Origin of the sequence: Bacillus sp. MMSF_3353, assembly GCF_030733445.1 — a bacterium.
Taxonomy (GTDB): Bacteria; Bacillota; Bacilli; order Bacillales; family Bacillaceae_G; genus Bacillus_A; species Bacillus_A wiedmannii.
This window is the reverse complement of the sequence record NZ_JASHJA010000005.1, coordinates 230,459-251,609: the sequence shown is the minus strand read 5'-3', so window position 1 is coordinate 251,609 and position 21,151 is coordinate 230,459. Positions and strand designations below refer to the sequence as shown.

Below are 21,151 nucleotides of genomic sequence, written 5' to 3'. Positions count from 1 at the left end.
TTACTCAAGGTAAGATGGCGAATGTTAAATCTAATTATTTTTTAACGTTCATAGATTTAATTTTATCTACCTCCACTTTTGCTTGTTTCGTTATTTCTCCATTAATAGCACTTGCATATTTATCACGACTTAAAAATTCAAAACATTTATATGCATTATTCGTGTCAGTTGCGGACATATATCCTGCACCTTTATTAAACATTTTTAGAGCTACCGTATTCATCCATTCTTTTGCATCTGCTTCTGGATATCCTAATTCCATAGAACGATAAGTTAATTCAATTGCTGAAGCTAAATCTTCAATCGTATCTTTATTCCCGCTTGCCTTTGCAGCTTCAAATGTACTCAAATACTCAATTGCCGCTTTTACCCCCTCTTTAATTCCTAATTCTTCAATACCTGGTGTTTTATATAAAATTTGATAGTTGTTTAACGCTGATTTATATTGCGTTTTTTCTAACTGTTTTGCTTCTTTAATTACAAGACTAGCAACATTAGAAAATCCTGCTTTGTCAACCACACCACGGGAAGCTGCTTGACCATAATAATGTAAAGCATTATAAAGGCTCGTTTGCTCTTTTTTATTTGCTTCATCACTTGCTAATTGTACAAGTTGAATTCCCTCCATTTTTCTTGATGCATTATCAATCATATTCATACCGCTAATTTGACCAATCGTTTTATCAATATCTTTTAACTGTGCAAGTAATGTGTATGATGGTAATACTGTTTTTCCTACTTCACTTTGCCATCCTGTCGTTCCATTCATTTTATCCCATTCATTTTCTGTATCTGCCCATAATTTGTTCGCATAGTTAACCATTTCTTCTCTTGAACGTTCCAATGGGTGTTTTGTACGAATTGCATTTGCAATATTTAATACCGCTGTATAGTATTCTCCATTATTTGCAGCTTCGTTTGCTTTTCTTTCAAACATTAGCGGCATTAATAACTTATGAGATTCGTCTTGAACAGATTTTTCTACTCTTGCCGTATTTGCTAATAAATTTGCTTTCTTTATAGCATCTTCCACTGTAAAATTAGGATCTTTTATTTGTCCACGAAGCCCCTCTACAGCCCCAACAAATTGCTTTTCTAACTTTTCTTTTTGTTCGCCTGTTGCCCCGTCAATATACTGATTTGTTAATAGTAAAGCATTTTCATAATGTGGATTCGCTGGATTTAAATATACATCAATCTGAGCAATTGCTTCTTTCACTGGGTCAGATTTCACTTTTTCTTTTTGATTACTTGAATCTACATTATTTGTTTTATCGTTATCTGTGGCACCTTCAGTTATTGAATCTTTTAGATTTTTCTCACTTGATGTAGCTGTTGCCTCATTTTCACTTACATTTTCTTCTTTAACTACTTTTCCTTCATTACTGCTAGTAACTTCTTTCACTGCTTTTCCTTCATTACTGCTAGTATCTTCTTTTACTTGGCTTGCTTTTTCTTTTGTTTCAGCTGTAGACATCACTACTGATGTTTGGATATTAAGGTTCTTTAATTCTTCTTGTAGTAGCTCGTTGAAAATATCTTCTACATCTTGATTCGCTTTTTCTACTAATGTAGGATCTACACTTTCAAATACTGATGTAACTAAATAAAATTTACTTAATGCTTGTTCTAAAGATGCTACATCCCCTGTATTTGACCACTCTCTTTTTTCTTCTATTGCTGTCTGATAAACTTTTTCTGTTACAGATTTAATGTAATCTTTCTTATTTTCACTTAAATAATTTTGTAACTCTTCTTGTGTGGTAACCGATTCATTTAGCACATTGATTTGATTACGTAAATAGAATAATACTCTCTCATTTGAATATTCACCACTTGAGCGAATTTGTTCTAAATTATCTAATGCTAGCTTGTGTTCAGCTATCGATTTCGATTTTGATGGTGTATTTAATTGGCTAACAAGCGTCCAGTCTTCCTTTTTGCTGTCATAATTCGTTAAATTATTTAATGCATTTTGCTTCGGTTCTTTTTGATTCGTATAAAAATCATTAAAGAAGACAGATGAGTAGTATTGTCCATTTCCAGCGTACCACTCAACTAAAATATCGCCCGTTTTTGGTGATATTGTAATTGTTGGGTATGTTGGTTCTGGTTCTGGTTCTGGTTCTGGTTCTGGTTCTGGTTCTGGTTCTGGTTTTGGTTTTTCTGTTTCAGTTCCTCCTGTTCCAGTTCCTCCTGTTTCAGTTCCTCCTGTTTCAGTTCCTCCTGTTTCAGTTCCTCCTGTTCCGGTATTAGTTTTTGGCGGTTCTACAGTAGAGATAGGTAATTGAGCATTATCATTATTTTTACTTGGCTCTGCCACAGGTCCAACCATATTAGTTGGTAAATCTAGTTTTTGTGGAGTTGGTGCATCCGATAATTTGATTTGTGGATCTTTCTTTTCCACCGATACTTCATCTGGTTTATACGTTACTGGTGTAATTGGTGATTTATTATTTCCAATTAAGTCTGCTAAATTAATAGTTGGTTTTTCACCTGGTTTTTCATCTTTTTTTGCAGGATCAGCGACTAAATTTGGGAACATAGACTGTAAATCGCCCCCTGTAATACGATCATCTTTTTTCTCTTCTGTATTACTAGCTAGTTTTACTTGTTCTTTTCCTGCTGTCTTAAAGCCTTTGTCATACACAAGATATCCTGATGTTCCTAGTAATGCTACCGACATTACGGATATAGCGACCTTTTTCCCTAAGTTATTATTGTTTTCCTCCATGTCCTTTTCCCCTTTTCCTATCTTTATTGAATCCAACCGTTTGTTTTCATTTCTGTTAGTTTTTCTTGCGCAGCTCTTACTTCGGATTCATTTTCATTTGCTTGCACTGTTTTTCTTAAGAAACGACTTGCTTCCTCGTATTTTTTCTGTTTAATTTTAAACATCCCGAATGCAAAATTCACATGTGGATTTTCATCGTTTTGTGAGTACGCTTCTGTGAAAAGCTTCTCTGCTTCATTCCCTTGTCCCACTTTATCGTATAAAATCCCTATATTTACAAGCGTATTTATGTCGCGTGTTCCACTACTGACAACTCTATTGTAAGCTTCTAACGCTTGCTGATATGCAGCAGTACTCTTTGCACCATCTCGCGTTTCATAAAATTGACCCGCTTCGTAATACACAATTCCTAGTTGATTTAACAACTCAATATTTTTCATATCTTTTTGAATCGCTACTTGTAAAATGTGAGATGCTTGTTGATAATTCATTTCTTTCTTCGCACTATCAATTAGATTTGTTTTATTCCAAAGCACATATAAATTTGAAAGTTCAATTGTATATATGGCATTCTTTGAATCTTGCATAATAGCTTCTTTAAAGAAAGATTCTGCTTTATCTAACTGTACCGTTGCGGTTGATAATTGACCTTTTAAATACGAAACAATTGCTTTATCTTCATTTGTTTTCGTACTCATTTTGACAATAACATCTTCTGCCTTTTCAAATTCTTTCATTTTCATATGACTTACAGCTAAATCTCGCATCGCATCTTTTTTGTATGGTTCAATTCCTTTTGCATTATTCGCTAACGCTTGTTCAAAATTTTGCACTGCTTCTTGATATTTTCCAATGCGGAAATTCGCTGAAGCTAATAAATAAGCAGCTTCATTATTTTCTTTATCTATTTCTCTATCTTTTATTAGTTTTGTAATATAATCAATTGCAATTTTATTTTTTCCTTCAGCAACGTAAATCGTTGCTAATTGGAGATATGCCTCGTCTTTCCCCTTCACAGCAATTGCCTGTCCAACAGCTTCTTCTGCTTTTGTATATTTTTTATCATCATAAGCTTGTCGTGCTTGTTCCATAAACTTTTGATATTTAGCATTTGTTGTGTAGAAATAAAACAACGTCGAACCACCTATTACAACAACTGCAGTTGAGCCAATAATCAAAATCCGTTTTTTATTCTTTTTCCACCATTTTGAAAAAGGTGACGGTTCACTTTGTTCATGCGCTACTGTAAGTGGTTGATTGGATGCTTTTGCATTTAAAATCTCATCATCTATATCATATTCCACTTGTTTTTTCGTTTGTTTTCGGCTCTGTAGAATGCTATTTAGCACTGTAATTGTAGCTGCTACTTCTTGCTGCGACTGTGTTCCTTGCTCTTCTTCTATCTCTTTAATAATGCTTTCAATTTCCTGTTTTAACGCCTGATCAATGTTTGGAAATTGTACGATTCGTGAATAGACGAAACAAGCAAATGCTGCATTGTTTTCTCGTTCCAATTCAGTAGCTAATTCCAAATAATGTTGTAGGACCATTTTATTATTTATTTCAGGCTCTTGACTCTCCATAGTTTGAATGATATATGCGAGTTCTTTTTGCAGAGCTGTTGATGGATTGAGTGAATTGAAAATTATTTTATATTCATATAATGCCGCTTGTTTAAATCCTCTCTCTTCTAATAATCTTGCAATTTCCAAACATTTTGATACAAAAAGAGAGTGTTCTTCTGCTGACTGCCTTTCCGCATCAATTTTTATTCTTTCTCTCGCGCTATTAAATACATCGTACCACTGTGCAAAGCTTGGGCATTCTGCGAAAGAATTACTACTCCATGCCTGCTTAAATAATTTTGCAATTTCCCCGTTCCATTGATTATGTAATACTTGCTGAAGTAACGTATACCTTCCACATTCTGTCTGCATTTCTTCCGTTTTAAAGTAGCTTGCATCCGTCCATTTTTTATTTCGAACTTCTTCACTACACCAACTTAATATTTCTCCCAATAAAATAGCGCCTGCAAATCGATCGGCTTCTTTTTGCCATACTCCACTTTTTAAATACATTGGTGCGTAACCCGCTGAACCTGCTGGCAATAACGAAGGTCTTTTCGTTTTTGGGCCATACATTTGCTCAACATCAACAAGTTCGATATAGTGTTGACCTTCAATTGCATTTTCACTTAAGAAAGGTACGAGTACGTTGCTAGACGATAAATCATTATGAGCAACTTCATTTTCCTCCATCATTTTAAGTGTTGTAAGAAATGCTTCTGCAATAAAGAAACATTGTTCTTTTGATAACACTCGTTGTTCTTGTAAAATATCAGCCCAAGTTGGACCTTCAATCCAAGGCATTACAATACTATTAGCAAGATCTTCTGATTTTTCGATAGCAGATGTATGTTCTTCTTTAGTAACGATATAGCGCGAACATACTTTCAGACCCACTAAGGAAGAAAGTGGTTTCAAAAATGCTAGTTGATGTTTTTCCTCACGATAGCGTTCCTTAAAAACTTTTAATGCAATTCGTTCTACACCATTTTCCTGTTGTAATTGATAAACTGTTCCTTGTCTTCCCTCTTGACCATAGGGCATCTCAATACCAATTACAGCTGGGTGTTTCTCAAAACGATAAACATCTTTATTAAGATTAATTTTTTCTCCTACTTCTGGTCGGAATCCCATTTTATCCCCTTACTCTCGTATAACAATTTTTCAAAAAAAAGACCAGGAACAATAGCTCCTGATCTTTTGCAATTGTTCTATTCTTAGTATGTATTATCTGTACTACGGAATTTCTCAGCAATACGTTTTAGATCTCTCGAAATTCCTTCTAAAATAGGAATGTATTGTTGCATTTTTTGTTTAGAATTTTCAAATTCCCCTCTGAATTTCGCTTGTGTTGACCCAGCCCATTGACCATCTAAACTTTTAATATCGCCTTCAAGTCTATTAACTTGACTTTGCGCTTCCGCAGCTGCGTTATTAAAGTTATTAGAAATTCTTTCAAGGTCTTCTGGTCTAATTTTAATTTCTGTCATTTTATTAATTTCCCCTTTCAAATCATAAATGATACAACAATTAGATTATAAACTATATTCATACAATTTTAAAAGAGTTAAATTGCAAAAAAATTCTATTTTATAGTAATTTAACCCTATTTTAATATTATTTCACTTTTAATTCAGACCATTTCACACTAATTTTGTCTGTCATCGTGCGCAGTAAATGTAACGGTGTATATGCACATTTTATTTTTATTGGCTTTCTACGTATGCAATATCCATCCCCACTTAATAATTCTTGATCGATTTCAGCATGTGGAAGTTTCATATTAAAGAAATATACATCGTTATTGTGAGTCGTTCCTAATAAATAACCAATACTTCTCTTTCTAATTTCCGCAAACCATTTTTCATGTGAAAAGTTATTTACACTAGATGTTGTAGCCGCCGTTAAAAAATGAATCCCTTTATTTTTACAATTTTGAACTATTAGTTCCATTTTATTTTTCGCCTCATAATCAATAGATAATACAGTTAACATTTGATCAATATCATCAATTGCAATGATTATTTTCTTATATGGAAACTCCACTGTTACGTTTGGATCTATAGAAGGTACTACTGCTTCTCTATTATTTATTAGCTCTAACAATTCATCTAACATTTCTTTTAATTGCATATCATCTGTAACTTTCTTCTTCACATGAGGTAAATCTCCAAGAGCTAATATGCCAGTAGGTCTTTCACCAAGGTCTACTAAGTATAGCTCAACCTTTTCTGGAGAGTATTGGTATGTAGTAGTAAAAAGAAGTGTTTGTAATAATGATGTTTTTCCACCTTCTATTCTTCCACCGATAAATATATGATTCATTTCGTCCAATGAAAAATTTTGCAAAAGGATATCGTCTGTTTCAACTCCTGCAGAAATTTGAGTTGGTTCTAATTGCTCAACTAAATCTTCTACAAATATTTCTTTAGGAACCATTGGAATCTCTTTTGCTTTTTCACCATTCCATTCACTGCCCATTTTTTGAATAATCGTTTTTAATTGCTGTGAGTATTCTAATTCACTTTCACCTATAAACGGTAGTGCTGCTTGGAACAATTCCGGTGGTTGACCTTTCATTAACCCACGGCCAGTAGGAACTTCAATTAACGGGAAATTCGGTCTACCAACTAAACTAGGATATTCAGCTCTATCTTGCAATTCAAATGTAATTGCCATCGGTATATTATTACGAACACGATCAAACATATCAATTGTTTGATTAAGTGAGAAATAGAAGTACACGCCATATGTGCTTGATTCGCGTAATAATATTTCTAATACTTCATTCTCTTTTTCGAATTCATTTTTAAATCTTATATAACCATCTACCATTACAACGATAGCAGGAATTTTCTTTCCAACCATTCGATTATACATAGAGAATGACTTTGCACCGATATTAGAAAAACTCTCTTTTCTATGCGTGATTTCCTTCTTTAAAAATCCGAATAGACGTTTCATTTTTTCATTTTCGTCCTCTTGTACAACCCCGCCTACATGAGGTAAATCTCTAAAATCTAAGAACATACGACCAAAATCAATAATATAAAAATTCACTTCTTCTGGTGTATGAGATACTGCTAGGGACATAATAATTGTTTGTAACATCGTTGTTTTTCCTGTTCCTGGCATACCATAAATATTTAAATGTCCTTCTTGTAAATCTAACTTCAGCGGAAATTGCGCTTGATTTGCAACATCATCAATTAATCCTACTGTTACTTGTAAATATTCTTTTGATTTATTCCACTCAGCAATTGTCCAATCTTCCATAGCATAAAATTCTTTTAACAATAATTTTTCCGGTAATGGATCCAGCCAAGGTCCTGGTAATGCTTTAATATTTTCTTTTTCTGATACGCTCTGTACATATTGAATAAAAGCTTGTAGTTGTTTTGGACTATTTGTCATTGGTTTTGGACGCTTTTTCACTTTTATTCTTTCACCCGAGAGCTTAACTTCTGTAAAATCAACAATATCAAGAACTTTCTCTTCATCTGGATTATAAGGTGCTCCGCTCCATGCTGATTGGAATAATTCCAATACTTCATTGCTACCAACTTGGAGATACCCTCGTCCTGGTACATTGATTTTAGAGGCATCTGGAATCTTTAACATTTCACGACTATCCGCATCATCTTGGACACGTAAACAAATTCGAAAACGCGAGTTACTCCAAATCTTGTCATTTACAACCCCCGAAGGTTTTTGAGTTGCTAATAATAAATGAACTCCTAATGTCCTTCCTATTGCAGCGACACTAATTAGCTCGTCCATAAATTCTGGTTGTTCCTTTTTCATTTGAGCAAACTCATCAATAACAATAAATAAATGTGGTAAAGGTTCTTTTTCACGCCAGCTTGTTTCATAATATTCATCTAAATGCTGAACATTTCCAGCCTGAATGAATAATTTTTGTCGACGCTCTAATTCTGCTTTTAATGAAATTCTGGCACGCTCAATTAAATTTGGATCTTCTAAGTTCGTAATAGATGCAATAATGTGCGGTAATCCCGCAAATGTATTTGACATTCCACCACCTTTATAGTCGATAAGCATAAATGCCATCTCATGAGGATGATAGGTTGCCGCTAACGCCGCTATTATAGACTGAATCACTTCACTTTTTCCGGATCCAGTTGTACCAGCCATTAGACCGTGCGGACCATGCCCTTTTTTCTCTATTTTATCGTGAATATTTAGAAAAACAGGTTTACTTCCTTCTCTTACACCAATTGGAACCGGTAATGAAGTCGGATATCGATTTTCTTTCCATCTCTCTAGCACTTGTAATTCTTCCATGTTTTTAGCTTGAAACAAGTCTAAAAATGTTAATACTTTCGGAATGTTGGCTGCTGTAGAACTTTTCATTCGAATTGGAGCAATGCTTCGCGCTCCTAGTTCACATCGTTCGAATGAAAGTCGATCTACTTTAAAACTAGCACGCGTTGTCCCACTATTTTCAGCTGAACTTGAAAACGTTTCTACTAACTCACCATCTTCTCCATTTAAACTTATTACAAGATCACATTCCATCGGTAACCGTTCCTTTTGTTCCGCAAAAATAAATGTAGAAGCTCCTACGCTTTCACCTTCTCTAAGTAACATTGGAGTTAAAGGATCATCTTCTAAAAATTCTCTCGCTGATAAGAAAAAAACATACATCGGAATTAAAGGAACTTTTGCATCCGCTTGCGCAGAAGAATTATAGATTCTACGCATGTTAAGTGGGGTAAATAGTACTTCAGCTAGTTTCTGTGCATCTTGTTGATTTTCAGATAAAAAGCGCATACTTCTCTGTTCATCCCATACGTGAGGAAGCCACCTCATCCAATCCCACTGCTTTTTCTCTTTCTCATGATAAAATGCAGCTATTTTCACTTCATTTGGTGCATGATGCGTCATAATTTGCGTCGTTACAATTCGAATAAAGTTTAGTCTATCTTCTTTATTTCCAACTACACCAATTACATCGTTTTTTTTCAAAGAAATGGAAATGTGTCCATTTGGTATCGTATTGAAATCCCTTTTCACATTTTGCGCTTCTGTAACTAATGGATTTTCTTCATAACCTTTCTGTTCAGGCACCTTCAATTCTACAAGAAATGGTCTTTCTCCTGTACCAATACGAATATCTAAAAAGTCTGGACTTTCAGGTGTTCTCTCCCATAAATTACTTTCCCGATTTTCAATTCTTTGTACACTTTTTAATGGGCTTGGATTTTGTGTAATTAAATATTTTGCTTGTTCAACCTTTAATGTATCTAATTCCACTCGATGCTTTTGAATTTGCTCTAAATATCTTGTTTGTAATTGTTCAACCATTTGACGATGTTCTTTCTTTTTACGGAAATGCCCCATCGTTGTAATTATATATGATCCCAACATCGGAATACTTGAAACCATCATTAATGGCATATAACTTGCATTCATCTTCATAAATTTCATCATTACAAAATATAATACCAATGTTAAAACTGTCATCATTGCAGGCAGTAACATTGTTTCAATTGAAAACTTCGGCTCCTCCGGTATGTTCGGTGGATCATGAATAATAACATCCCCTGTTGGTATATCTACTTTCACACGCGGAGAGCGTTGAAAATACGGTGATTTTTGCACAAAACATTTCTCCTTCCCCATCCCAAAACTATTACTCAATGATTTTCCATACATAATCTTCTTCACTAGAAGACATATCTTGTTTAACAGGTTCATTATAAACTTCTTCTGCTGGCATCATTTCAAAAGAAGGGATAATTGCTCCTTTTTTATGTAGCATTACATATTGTCCATCCCACACATCATTATCGCGCAACGTTTCATCATTTCGAATAGAATGCCACTCTTCTTTATCTTTTGCTACTCTAATTTCATAGATTCCGCTTAATGCTTCATCTATTTTTTCATGATGTAAAATCGCTTCAATAATTTGCACCACTTTTACGTCATTTGGAATTGCAATATCAATTTCTTCATTTGACTGTTTTATGTATGTCACAATAATCTCTTCCACGCTTATTCACCTTTTTTCCATCATGTTTGTTACCAAGAAACATCTAAAAATGAAATATCATCGCTTGTCGGAGAGTTCTGTGCCCTCTCAATTTCTTTTAACACTTCCTCAAAGTTATACTGCTTAAGTGGCAAAAGTCCGTCTGAGTGAATAACTATCCGATTAGCTTCTTGTCTAGATAATACCTTTGAAAAAACCGCCAATTCCCCACCAATAATGCCTCGCTGTGTAGACCATCTTTTCTTTATATTTCTCTTAAACTTCATTACATTCGAACAATTCTCCTTATCTTGAAACAATTGTACAAATGAATCGCCATGTGTAACTATCGTTATTTGTACTTTATCTTGATTTGGAATGAGTTCTATTTTCCCGCCAGTAAACATCGCTTCACTACCTTTTTTTCGCTTTTCTTCCAAAACATCGCGTAGTAACCACGGTGTTTCTTCTGGCAATCGAAATGCACTCACTTTCTCTGAAGCTTCTTCTATCCAATTATTTAACTGTTCATTTAATAATGTAGCAATATCCAGTCCACTTTCTTGACATGTATCAAACAAGTTTACTAACTTCATACCAAGAAATTCCGCAGCAATTTCACCATGAAAAGATAGCCCTACACCATCACATAAGGCAAATACGAAACTAGTTCCATTATCTAGAAATACTAGAAAGTCTTGTCCACTCTCGTTTAAATCCTGCGTTTCTTTTGCTCTTACATAACTATATCTATAAGTAAAATGTTTCGTTTCCTTTTCTTGCAATACCGTTTCTTCCTTTTGCGATAGGGTATATTTCACCTTACTCCCCCCTCCTATCGAACCGGCGTTGCAGCAGACATTTGAAATCCAAGTGATACTAAGTCCGCATTTGTCCCAGGAAACATCATCACAGCACCATCTGCAATATGAAACCCATGTTCCGTCATCATCTCACGATAGCTTTGAGGTATAGGCGATGAAAGTCTTTGCAACTTTGCACCATATTCATCTGTAATCTCTGTATTTGGCATAATCCCTTCCCACTTCTTTATATTAGAAATTTGTTCTTGCATAATTTCATCTGAAATAAAAATATTTTCAATTAGTACGTTTCCATCAGGTACAGACATATTCATAATTCTTCGTACAATTAATTCTGGATCTTCACCAGTTGATGCCCCATCTGTCATATGACAAACAACAGGAGCTGGTCCATCTTGTAAATTTGGTAATTCCTTTTGCAATAACTTCTCCACTACAGAGAAAGCTTTTGCTGTATCAGTTAAACGATGCGTTTGAATTTTTTCTAATGGACGCAGTCTTGCTACCTCGTCTATTGTTTTCACACCACCCAATAAATCAAAAACATGATCGCTATAGGCTAAAATAGATAACTTATACCTTGGAAGCAAGCGACTACCTTTTGTTGAACGAAATACCATTTGGCGAATCGCTAAAGAAAGAGCATCCGTTACAATATCAATTCTTCTTTTTTCTTCTCCGCCTGCATCCATCATTTGGTTCATTGATGCGCTTACATCAAGAAGATAAATTATATAAGCTGGTGTTTGTTGTGTTGCTTGAGTTTGATATAACATGTTTCATACCCTTCCATACATTATTATATGAACTTTTTTTATATTCATATTTCATTATAACTTATGAATTTTCTTTTTCTCAATTCATTATAAAATGTTCTTAATATAATTTACATATTTTCACACAAAAAATTATTCCTTTTAACATGTGTTGAAAGGAATAACCCCCTTCTACACTATAGAAGGGGGTTATTCTTACGGTATAAGACGCGTACAATCTCTCGGAAAAGCACTCGCCTCTCGTACATTTGTTAATTCCAATAGTTTGTATACAACTCTCTCTAATCCAATTCCAAAGCCACCGTGCGAGGGACAACCATATCGGAATGTATTTAAATAAGATTGAAACCTATCTGGATGTAATCCTTTTTCTTTAAAAGAAGTGAGTAACATTTCGTAATCATGAATTCGCTGCGCCCCTGAAGTTATTTCTAGTCCTTTATATAGTAAGTCGAACGAATCAGTAATAGATGGATTCTCTTTATTTGGCATCGTATACATCGGCCTAGCTTCTTTCGGATAATGTGTAATGAAAACAAACTCACTCTTATATGTTTCCTTCACATATTTCCCTAATAGCTTCTCACCTTCTGTATCTAAATCCCCAATTGGCGATTCTTTCTGGTACTTACTTTTCAAAATTTCTTGCGCTTGTAACAATGTAATTTTCGGTATTTCTGTAATAACAGGTACTTCTATTTGTAATAGTTGTAGTTCTTTTTCACAGTTTTTTGCTACTTGTTGAAACATATATCGTAAAACATCCGTTTCTAATTGCATCACTTCATAAAAATCATGAATAAATCCAAGTTCTACGTCTAACGATATATATTCATTCAAATGACGGGAAGAATTATGATGTTCCGCTCTGTAAACAGGTGCAACTTCAAAAACACGTTCTAACCCTCCCGCTACCATCATCTGTTTATAAAACTGTGGCGATTGTGCTAAATAAGCTTCTTTTTGAAAGTATGGAAGCTTAAAAACATTCGCTCCTCCTTCTGCCCCTTGTGAAACAATTTTCGGAGTAAATATACGTGTGAAATCGTTCTCTATAAGAAATTCACTAAAGCTCTGAACAAGTGTAGATTTCACTTTAAATATCGCCGCAGTTCTCTCATGTCTTAATGATAATACCCGCTCATTCAGTAGTTGATCTAAGCCAACTTGCAATTTCTTTTTATTTATTTCAAACGGAAGTGGTTCTGCGCAATTTAATATTTTCACGTCGTGAGCGAGCACTTCAACTCCTAATTCTGTTTTCGAAGTCTCTACTATCTGGCCTACTACTTGAACGACACTTTCCACATCTACCTTATATCCAGCTAACTCATTTTCTAGTACACATTGCATAACTCCTGATCGATCCCTTATTAATAAAAAACTAATATTACCTAGATGACGAATTTTTTTTACCCATCCTTGAAGTAATACAACCTTGCCGCCTTGCTCCGTACATTCTTTTGTGAGTGAACGCTTCATTACATTTCCCTCCAGTAATTTTATATTTATTTACGTTATTGTTGTTGTCATCGTCATCATCCACGGTCACTCACCTCCTTTCAAAGAATACAAAAATCCGCCCCTATAAATAGGGACGGATTTTTCCGCGGTACCACCCAAATTGTCATAATGACCATCTTAGCCCTGATAACGGTAGGTACCGTTTGCTTTTACTAATTATCACGTTCAAAGCAACACTCACAGGTGTCTTTCCATCATGCGGTATCGCAATCTTCTCAGCAACCGATTGCTCTCTGTAGACCTTTGCATCATGTACTTTTCCTGATCCTCACTTTTTATATTTACAGAGTATTCTATCTCTTTGTTTTATAAAACGCAAGCCTTTTTAAATATATTTTGATCTTTCATATCCAATTTTGTACAATCTCCTCTAAAGCCATTCCACGTGAGCCTTTCAATAATATGATATCCTTTTTCGTTATAACTTTTAATACTTCCTCTGCTATCTTGGCTTTACTATTAAATGACTGTACTTTTCCTATATCATATTTCTTTCTCGCTTCTTCCGCTACAATTTCAGCTAACTCTCCATAAGTGAATACATATTGAATGCTCTCTTGATTTAACATTTTACCAATTTCTCTATGATATGTTTCAGCATTCTTCCCTAACTCCAACATATCCCCAATTACTATCATTTTTTTCTTATAGGCATTTAATGTCTGTAACGTTTCAATTGCGGCCTTCATTGAAGAGGGACTGGCATTCCATGCATCGTTAATAATTGTAAAACCTGTTTTAGCAGTTAAAAATTGAAAGCGCATATGAGTAATATTTACTTGTCGCAATGCTTTCTGTATTTTTTCTGTGGGGACATTATAAAATTGACCTACGGCGATTCCGACAATCGCATTTAAAATATTATGTTTTCCATGCAAGGGAGCATCGTACTGTATTTTTGAATCATTTAATTTAAAATGAACACCATATTCATCTAATTGCACGTTTGTTGGAAACAAATCATTTGTATACTTTTCACCAAATGCCTTACAAGTTATACTCGATAAATTCTTATTTTTCAAAAGCAATGGCTCATCACCATTATACAAACATAATCCTTCATCTTTTAATCCATCAATAATTTCTAATTTAGCCTTCGCAATTTCTTCTTTTGATCCAAGCGTCTCTAAGTGAGAATGACCAATCATTGTAATGATCACTACATCTGGCTGTGCTATTATTGATAAGTTTCGAATTTGTCCTTTTTCACTCATCCCCATTTCAAGAATTAAAAACTCTGTATCTCGTTTCATTTCTAAAATAGTTAATGGTAAACCGATTTGACTATTAAAGTTTCCCTTTGTTTTATGCACACGATGAGTTGTACTTACAATCGTGCTTATTATATCTTTTACCGTTGTCTTGCCATTACTACCTGTAATTCCAATTACTTTTACATTTAGCTCTTTCCGATAAAATTGTGCCAAATGTTGCAAAGCAAACAAAGTGTCATCTACAAATATAATTGGCATCCCTTTTGGCGGAGTGCTGTAAGACTTTTTCCATAAGGAAGCGACAGCTCCATTATCGAATGCCTCTTTCACATAATCATGTCCATCTTTCACCCTAATGATTGGAACAAATACATTTCCTTCTTTAATGCTTTTGGAATCTATGCAGACTCCATGTATCTCTATGTGATGAAACGATTCTTGTAACCCTTCACCGCCTACTACCTCTTCAAGTTTTTTCAAATTCATTTGAATCAAAGTATCACCCTTTCCATTTTATTACATAATTTCCGTTTTATTTACGCATATTGATAAAGTGAAACTTTAATCAGTGGGGATTTTGTTCCTCCCCACTGATTATCAGCCCTCACCAATCGGGCTTTTACGGTAAGCCCGCCCCCCACCTAACTTCTTTGCTTTCCCTGAATTTTGAGGTGGAGGGTCTTACTGCCCGGCAAATAGCGGGATAAAAATTTTATAGCGAGGTGTTTATATGAAAAAAGCGATTAGTTTCTTTCTTCTTTTGTTATGCCTAATTGCAGTGAATGAAACATACGCCTATTCACCAAAATCTTTACCAATCTCCCAAAACTCTGATCAATGGAAAGTGAATTTTGATGAACCGAAGAACATAGGTAACAATATGCTTCAAGCTAAAGAAGATGAATTTAAAACATATCAATTTTCAGTAAAAAATGTTGGTAACAGTGAAGTATATAACGTACAAGTCGACGTATTCCGCAACGAGCCAAAAACGAAAACGAAATATGAACTTTTCTCACAAAAGGAAAGTCGCTTAGCAAGTGGAAAAACTGGATTTGAACATGCTAATTTTCCAGTTGCTACAAAAGCAGATGAAGTTGATGTAATCATTACTTGGCAAGAACACCCTTTCCGCTCCATGAGAAACGGTCAAAAAGTTGAGTCTAGAAAATTTAAAGAGCATTTTGTTTTTAAAGACGAAAAAAACAACTAGAATGCGGATGAATTTACATTAGCATTCATATAGCTTACTTTACTAGTACCAGTTCTTAAGCAAATTAAAAAGTCGTGGCTTATAAACGCCACGACTTTTTATATTAATTCGTACTAATTCCTCTTGCTGCCCAAATACGATCGATATCAGCAGCATGTTGTCCGCCATATAAAAGAGCATCCGCTTGCTTAATCGCTTTTGCTCCATCACTGAATTTAGAGTTTGGTGTTAATGACCAGTGTGATTGTAAAATAATTTTCGTTGCTACATCACGTCCAAAAGCTTGTGCCATCTCATATTGACCTTGTGCCCAAATTTCCCCATCATCATGTACCTCATTTGTAACATCTTTCGGATACACTTTATTCGTATCTAATCGGCGCAAGCACGTCGGATCTGAACTAGAATAAGCTGTCGCATCCCATTCTCCAACACATGCTTTTCCGTAGCCTGTTGTCGATACTGCATCTTCATACGTAGCACCTAAGAAGTCACCAAATCCTTCTCCCATCGCTCCGCCTTCTGCAGAACTACCAAAGCCAGGCACTTGGTTATCTTGAATTGAATGCCCGTATTCATGTGCGATAATACCAGCATCTTCTGCATCATCTACTCCGCCAGTACCAAAAGTTAAAGCTTTAGTTGTCGGAGAATAAAATGAGTTATCAGCCGTCGTTCCATTCACATTCACTTTAATAGAGCGATTATTAATATTTTTAAATCCTAACCCTTGAATGTAACGCTGTAATGTATCGATATGATAATACGACATAACATCTTCAAAGCTATCATTTGCACGTGTATAGTTAAATTGTAAATTTGTAGATTTTGTTTTTGCTTTTGAAGAAATCGTTACATACTCTCCAATTAAAAATCCTGTCCCATCTAAACCTTTTAACGTAACAGTCTTCAATTGATTCGTTAACGCTGTTGAATCTGCATCGTTATTATCTTTTAAGCCTACTTTACTACCGCTAGATACGACTGGGTTAGGTAAAAATACTTTTCCTGTCCCTTCAGCTTTTCGGTTTATATCAACCTTTTTAATTAACTTCCCATTTTCCGCATCAATAAATGTTTCCCATGCACCAAATGGATTATTAGAATGGACTACCACTTTATATACTGGACGAGCAATTCCCTCTTCAACAATATATCCAAATTCTTTCTCTGTAGGAGCCCATAAGTTTTGCTCACTTGCTTCTCCAACATACGCCATTGATTTTTGTATTGCATCTTTTTCACTAATTTTTGTCGTTACTTCCTTCACACCTTTGACGGATTGATAATCAGAAACAGCAAGTACGCCCTTTCCCTCTCCGTTAAGAGTAACTGTAATTTGTTTTGAAAATACAGGTGCACCATTAATAACTTGCTGGAACCTAACATATGAAGCTACTGACGTTTCTGTTGTAGAAATATATTGCAAGTCTGAAAGGTCTGTTTTTAATCCATACTGCGCAGCATTTTCTTTTAAATATTCAGTTGCTTTTTTCTGCGGCGAATAAGCTTCTAGCTTTACTTGCTGCTGTTTTTCCAATGCCGAAACCGTAGAAATCGTCCCCATTACTAACGGCACAGTCATTGCCATTGCCACCATTTTTTTATTAAACATAGAACCACTCCCCCTAATAAAGTAGCTCAACCTTATCCCATTACCACTAGGCAATCATTCCCCACAAAATGGGGGGATAAAAATTGAATCTACGAGTAATTCTCTATAAACAATTCTATTACCTTTCCATTTAGGTTGAGTGAAATTTTCTCAATATTTATGTATAAAATGAGAAAAATACTGTAGAAATATATTTCTACAGTATTTTATTTAGTGTGCTATGAAGAAAGACATTTACTAGAGGACCTATCGAACGGATTATGAGGAAGTTAGCCGGATAAATTTCCATCATACAAAAAGGAAGTTGGAATGATTCCAACTTCCTTTTTTCTTTAATGAGCCGCGCTTAATTTAATTCGAACTTTCGCTTCACCTAAAGATAGTTCATCGTCTTCATTCGTTAAGTGATCAAATGTAAATTGCTTAACGAGTAAATTTTCTTCCAATAAATCTTTATGGTTCGTTAATGTTCGTTGTAGCTCTTCCTCTGTATCAAGAATAACATCTACTCGTAAATTAACCGGTAAATTTAACTGCTTACGATATTCTTGAACCGCTCGAATAAATTCACGCGCCACTCCTTCTTGTAACAACTCTTCTGTTACATTCGTATCTAACATAACTGTATATTGTCCGTTAGTCGTATTAGAGAACCCTGATTTCGCAACTTTCTCTACTACTACATCTTCAGCCGTTACAACTACTTCTTCTCCTGGTGCAGTTTCGTAAACTGCTCTTTCTGTAGATACAAAGTGTTGTACTTCTTCTTTTGATAATTGTTTTAACCATCCATTTATTGCATTCACATTTTTACCAAACTTCGGCCCAGCTGTTTTAAAATTCAGCTTTAATTGATAGGACGTATATTTCGTTTCATCGAGTTCAACATGAAACGCTTTGACATTTAGCTCATCCATGACGATATCACGATAAGATTCCCAATCCATATCATTTTCATTATGCGCTAGTAATACAAGTTCTGCTAACGGCTGTTTTACTTTTAAAGAATGCTGATTACGGTTACTTCTTCCTAGTTCAACAACTTGTAAAACAGCATCCATTTCCGCTTCTAGTTTCGGCTGAAGTAGTGATTCATTTACAACTGGATAATCCTCTAAATGAACGCTACTTCCAGTTAAATTTAAATGAATATCTTCAGCGACAAACGGTGTAAATGGTGCAATTAATTTACTAATTGTCACAAGCACTTCATGAAGTGTCTCATACGCAGCTGCTTTTTCAGCATTCATACCAGATTCCCAGAAACGATTACGTGATCGTCTTACATACCAGTTACTTACTGCATCTACAAGCGCCGCGATTTCACGAGCTGCATTCGTAAATTGATAATCATCAAGTGCAGTTCTCACTTTTTTCGTTGTGCTATGCAATCTTGATAATACCCATTCATCCAATTTCGTCCGCTTTACATCATACGTTTCTTTCGGATTATACCCATCTAAATTTGCATATAAAACATAGAAGCTATACACATTGACTAATGTATCTACAAACTTAGATTTTGCTTCCAGTACTGTTCTTTCAGAAAAACGTTTCGCATTCCACGGTGCACTGTCAACGAGTAGCGCCCATCTTAAAGCATCTGCACCAAACTGATTTACTAAATCAACTGGATCTAGTGCATTCCCTTTACTTTTAGACATTTTCTGTCCTTCTTCGTCTAATACATGCCCTAGTGATAACACTCGTTTATAAGGCACTTTTCCTGTATATAGTGCTGATACTGCTAATAAACTATAAAACCATCCACGTGTTTGATCAATGCCTTCTGCAATAACATCCGCTGGAAACTGTTCTTCAAATAACTCTTTATTTTCAAATGGATAATGATATTGCGCAAATGGCATGGAACCACTATCAAACCAAACATCAATTACTTCTGGTGTACGATTCATTGTACTTCCGCATTTTTCACAGCAAACTTGCACTTCATCTACATATGGCTTATGCAATTCCAAATCTTCCGGTGTTTCTTTTGTACTATGCTTTCTTAAATCAGCAATGCTTTTCGGTGCGAATTGATGATCGCAACTTTCACATTCCCATACGTTTAATGGTGTTCCCCAATATCTATTTCGGCTAATATTCCAGTCCACCATATTTTCTAAAAACTTACCAAAGCGTCCATGTTTCATATGGTCTGGATACCAAGTAACAGAATCGTTATTTTGCAAAAATGTATCTTTAATTGCAGTTGTTCGGATTAACCAACTCTCTCCTGCATAATAAAGAAGTGGTGAATCACAACGCCAGCAATGTGGGTAGCTATGTTCATACTTTTCTTTATGATATAGTAAGCCTTCCTTCGCTAAATGACGAACAATATCCACGTCACAATCTTTTACAAATTTCCCTTTCAAAAATGGTACTGCTTCTGTATACTCACCTTTCTCATCTACAACATGCAAGAATGACAATCCTTCACTTTGAACGACTCTATAATCGTCCTCCCCATATGCTGGAGCGATATGAACGAGTCCTGTACCACTATCTGCCGTGACAAAATCTGCTGCGATAACGTGATAGCCATTTGTAACTTCTTTCATTGGAAATGGTGGCATATAAGATGTGTTTACTAATTCTTCACCTTTATGAACAGATAATACTTCATAGTCTTCTTTTAATACATCTTGTACACGTTCTTTCGCAACAATGTATACATGACCTTCTTGTTTCGCTTTCACGTATTCCATATTTGGATGTACAGCGAGCGCAACATTTGCTGGAAGTGTCCAAGGTGTCGTTGTCCACCCTAGGAAATATTCATTTTCACTATCTTTTACTTGAAACTTAACTGTTGCACTTAAGTCTTTTACTGTTTTATACCCTTGTGCAACCTCATGTGAACTTAGTGAAGTTTGACAACTTGGGCAGTATGGTGAGACTCTATGCCCTTTGTACAATAATCCTTTTTCATGAATCGTCCCTAAAATATGCCATACACTTTCGATATATGGATTCTCTAGCGTAACGTATGGATCATCCATATCTACCCAATAACCGATGCTTTCAGTGAATTCACGCCACTGCTTCTCATATGTGAATACACTCTCTTTACACTTCTGAATAAATGGCTCAATTCCATACTCTTCAATTTCATGTTTACCAGAAATACCGAGTTGCTTCTCAACACCTAATTCTACAGGTAAACCGTGTGTATCCCATCCCGCTTTTCGTAGCACTTTATAACCAGCCATCGTTTTATATCTCGCTACTACATCTTTAATTGTCCGTCCAAGTGCATGTCCGACGTGTGGTAAACCGTTCGCCGTTGGTGGTCCTTCATAAAATACGAAAGACTGTGCGCCTTCTCGATTCTGAATTGATTGCTCGAAAATACTTTGCTCGTTCCACTGCTTACGAATACGTGTTTCTCTCCCTACAGCTGACTCTTTTACATCTACTTTCTTCATCTACAATCACTCCTTTTGAATATTTTAAAGCACACAAAAAACCCGTCCCCATGAAGTAGGGACGGGTTTAACCGCGTTACCACCCTAATTCTATTAGCTCTTCGCTAATAGCACTTAGCAACGTACTATCATACGTGTTCTTTGTAACGGTAGACATCCGTCCGGGCTTACTTATTTCAGCCTCGGCTCCTCGGAGATGATTTTCAAATAACGTCTGCACACCGGCTTTCAGCTATACACCGGCTCTCTGGGGA

At 35.3% G+C, this 21,151-nt stretch carries 12 protein-coding genes and 2 other annotated features (1 of these 14 only partly in view); of the genes, 1 reads left to right on the top strand and 11 read right to left on the bottom strand.

Features of this window, described 5'->3' with window-relative positions; all coding sequences use genetic code 11:
- Positions 1-34 precede the first annotated feature (34 nt).
- The 9 genes from RBB48_RS14745 to RBB48_RS14705 form a co-directional block, all read right to left on the bottom strand.
- Positions 35-2,734 carry a hypothetical protein gene (locus RBB48_RS14745; RefSeq protein WP_306007804.1) on the bottom strand — a complete coding sequence of 900 codons (2,700 nt, stop codon included), beginning with the start codon at positions 2,732-2,734 and terminating at the stop codon, positions 35-37.
- A 23-nt stretch (positions 2,735-2,757) separates the two neighbouring features.
- Positions 2,758-5,433 (bottom strand): tetratricopeptide repeat protein, encoded by a 2,676-nt coding sequence (locus RBB48_RS14740; RefSeq protein ID WP_306007803.1) that lies wholly within the window; start codon positions 5,431-5,433, stop codon positions 2,758-2,760.
- Positions 5,434-5,516: 83 nt separating this feature from the next.
- Complete coding sequence (locus RBB48_RS14735) at positions 5,517-5,789, bottom strand: WXG100 family type VII secretion target (RefSeq protein ID WP_000136048.1); 273 nt, start codon at positions 5,787-5,789, stop codon at positions 5,517-5,519.
- Positions 5,790-5,916: 127 nt separating this feature from the next.
- Positions 5,917-9,924, bottom strand: a complete 4,008-nt coding sequence (gene essC, locus RBB48_RS14730) for a type VII secretion protein EssC (protein WP_306007802.1) — start codon at positions 9,922-9,924, stop codon at positions 5,917-5,919.
- A 31-nt stretch (positions 9,925-9,955) separates the two neighbouring features.
- Complete coding sequence (locus RBB48_RS14725) at positions 9,956-10,318, bottom strand: EsaB/YukD family protein (RefSeq protein ID WP_000391141.1); 363 nt, start codon at positions 10,316-10,318, stop codon at positions 9,956-9,958.
- A gap of 29 nt (positions 10,319-10,347) precedes the next feature.
- Positions 10,348-11,118, bottom strand: a complete 771-nt coding sequence (locus RBB48_RS14720; protein WP_306007801.1) for a PP2C family serine/threonine-protein phosphatase — start codon at positions 11,116-11,118, stop codon at positions 10,348-10,350.
- A 14-nt stretch (positions 11,119-11,132) separates the two neighbouring features.
- A complete protein-coding gene (locus tag RBB48_RS14715) occupies positions 11,133-11,897 on the bottom strand; it encodes a vWA domain-containing protein (protein ID WP_044792564.1) in 765 nt (254 codons plus the stop codon).
- Between the two features lie 195 nt (positions 11,898-12,092).
- Entirely contained in the window at positions 12,093-13,379 is a 1,287-nt protein-coding gene (gene aspS / locus RBB48_RS14710; protein WP_306007800.1) for an aspartate--tRNA(Asn) ligase, read from the bottom strand.
- A 108-nt stretch (positions 13,380-13,487) separates the two neighbouring features.
- Positions 13,488-13,699: a binding site (T-box leader), on the bottom strand.
- A gap of 66 nt (positions 13,700-13,765) precedes the next feature.
- Entirely contained in the window at positions 13,766-15,121 is a 1,356-nt protein-coding gene (locus RBB48_RS14705) for a UDP-N-acetylmuramoyl-tripeptide--D-alanyl-D-alanine ligase (protein WP_306007834.1), read from the bottom strand.
- A gap of 244 nt (positions 15,122-15,365) precedes the next feature.
- Here RBB48_RS14705 and RBB48_RS14700 point away from each other — a divergent pair, with 244 nt between their 5' ends.
- On the top strand, positions 15,366-15,848 hold the full coding sequence (locus RBB48_RS14700; RefSeq protein ID WP_306007799.1) for a hypothetical protein: 483 nt from the start codon (positions 15,366-15,368) through the stop codon (positions 15,846-15,848).
- 103 nt (positions 15,849-15,951) lie between these two features.
- On the opposite strand, the gene RBB48_RS14695 is transcribed toward RBB48_RS14700, so the two are convergent.
- Positions 15,952-17,463, bottom strand: a complete 1,512-nt coding sequence (locus RBB48_RS14695) for a M36 family metallopeptidase (RefSeq protein WP_097906562.1) — start codon at positions 17,461-17,463, stop codon at positions 15,952-15,954.
- Between the two features lie 332 nt (positions 17,464-17,795).
- Positions 17,796-20,897, bottom strand: a complete 3,102-nt coding sequence (gene ileS, locus RBB48_RS14690; protein WP_306007798.1) for an isoleucine--tRNA ligase — start codon at positions 20,895-20,897, stop codon at positions 17,796-17,798.
- Positions 20,898-20,951: 54 nt separating this feature from the next.
- Positions 20,952-21,151 (bottom strand) — a binding site (T-box leader) (it continues 39 nt past the right edge of the window).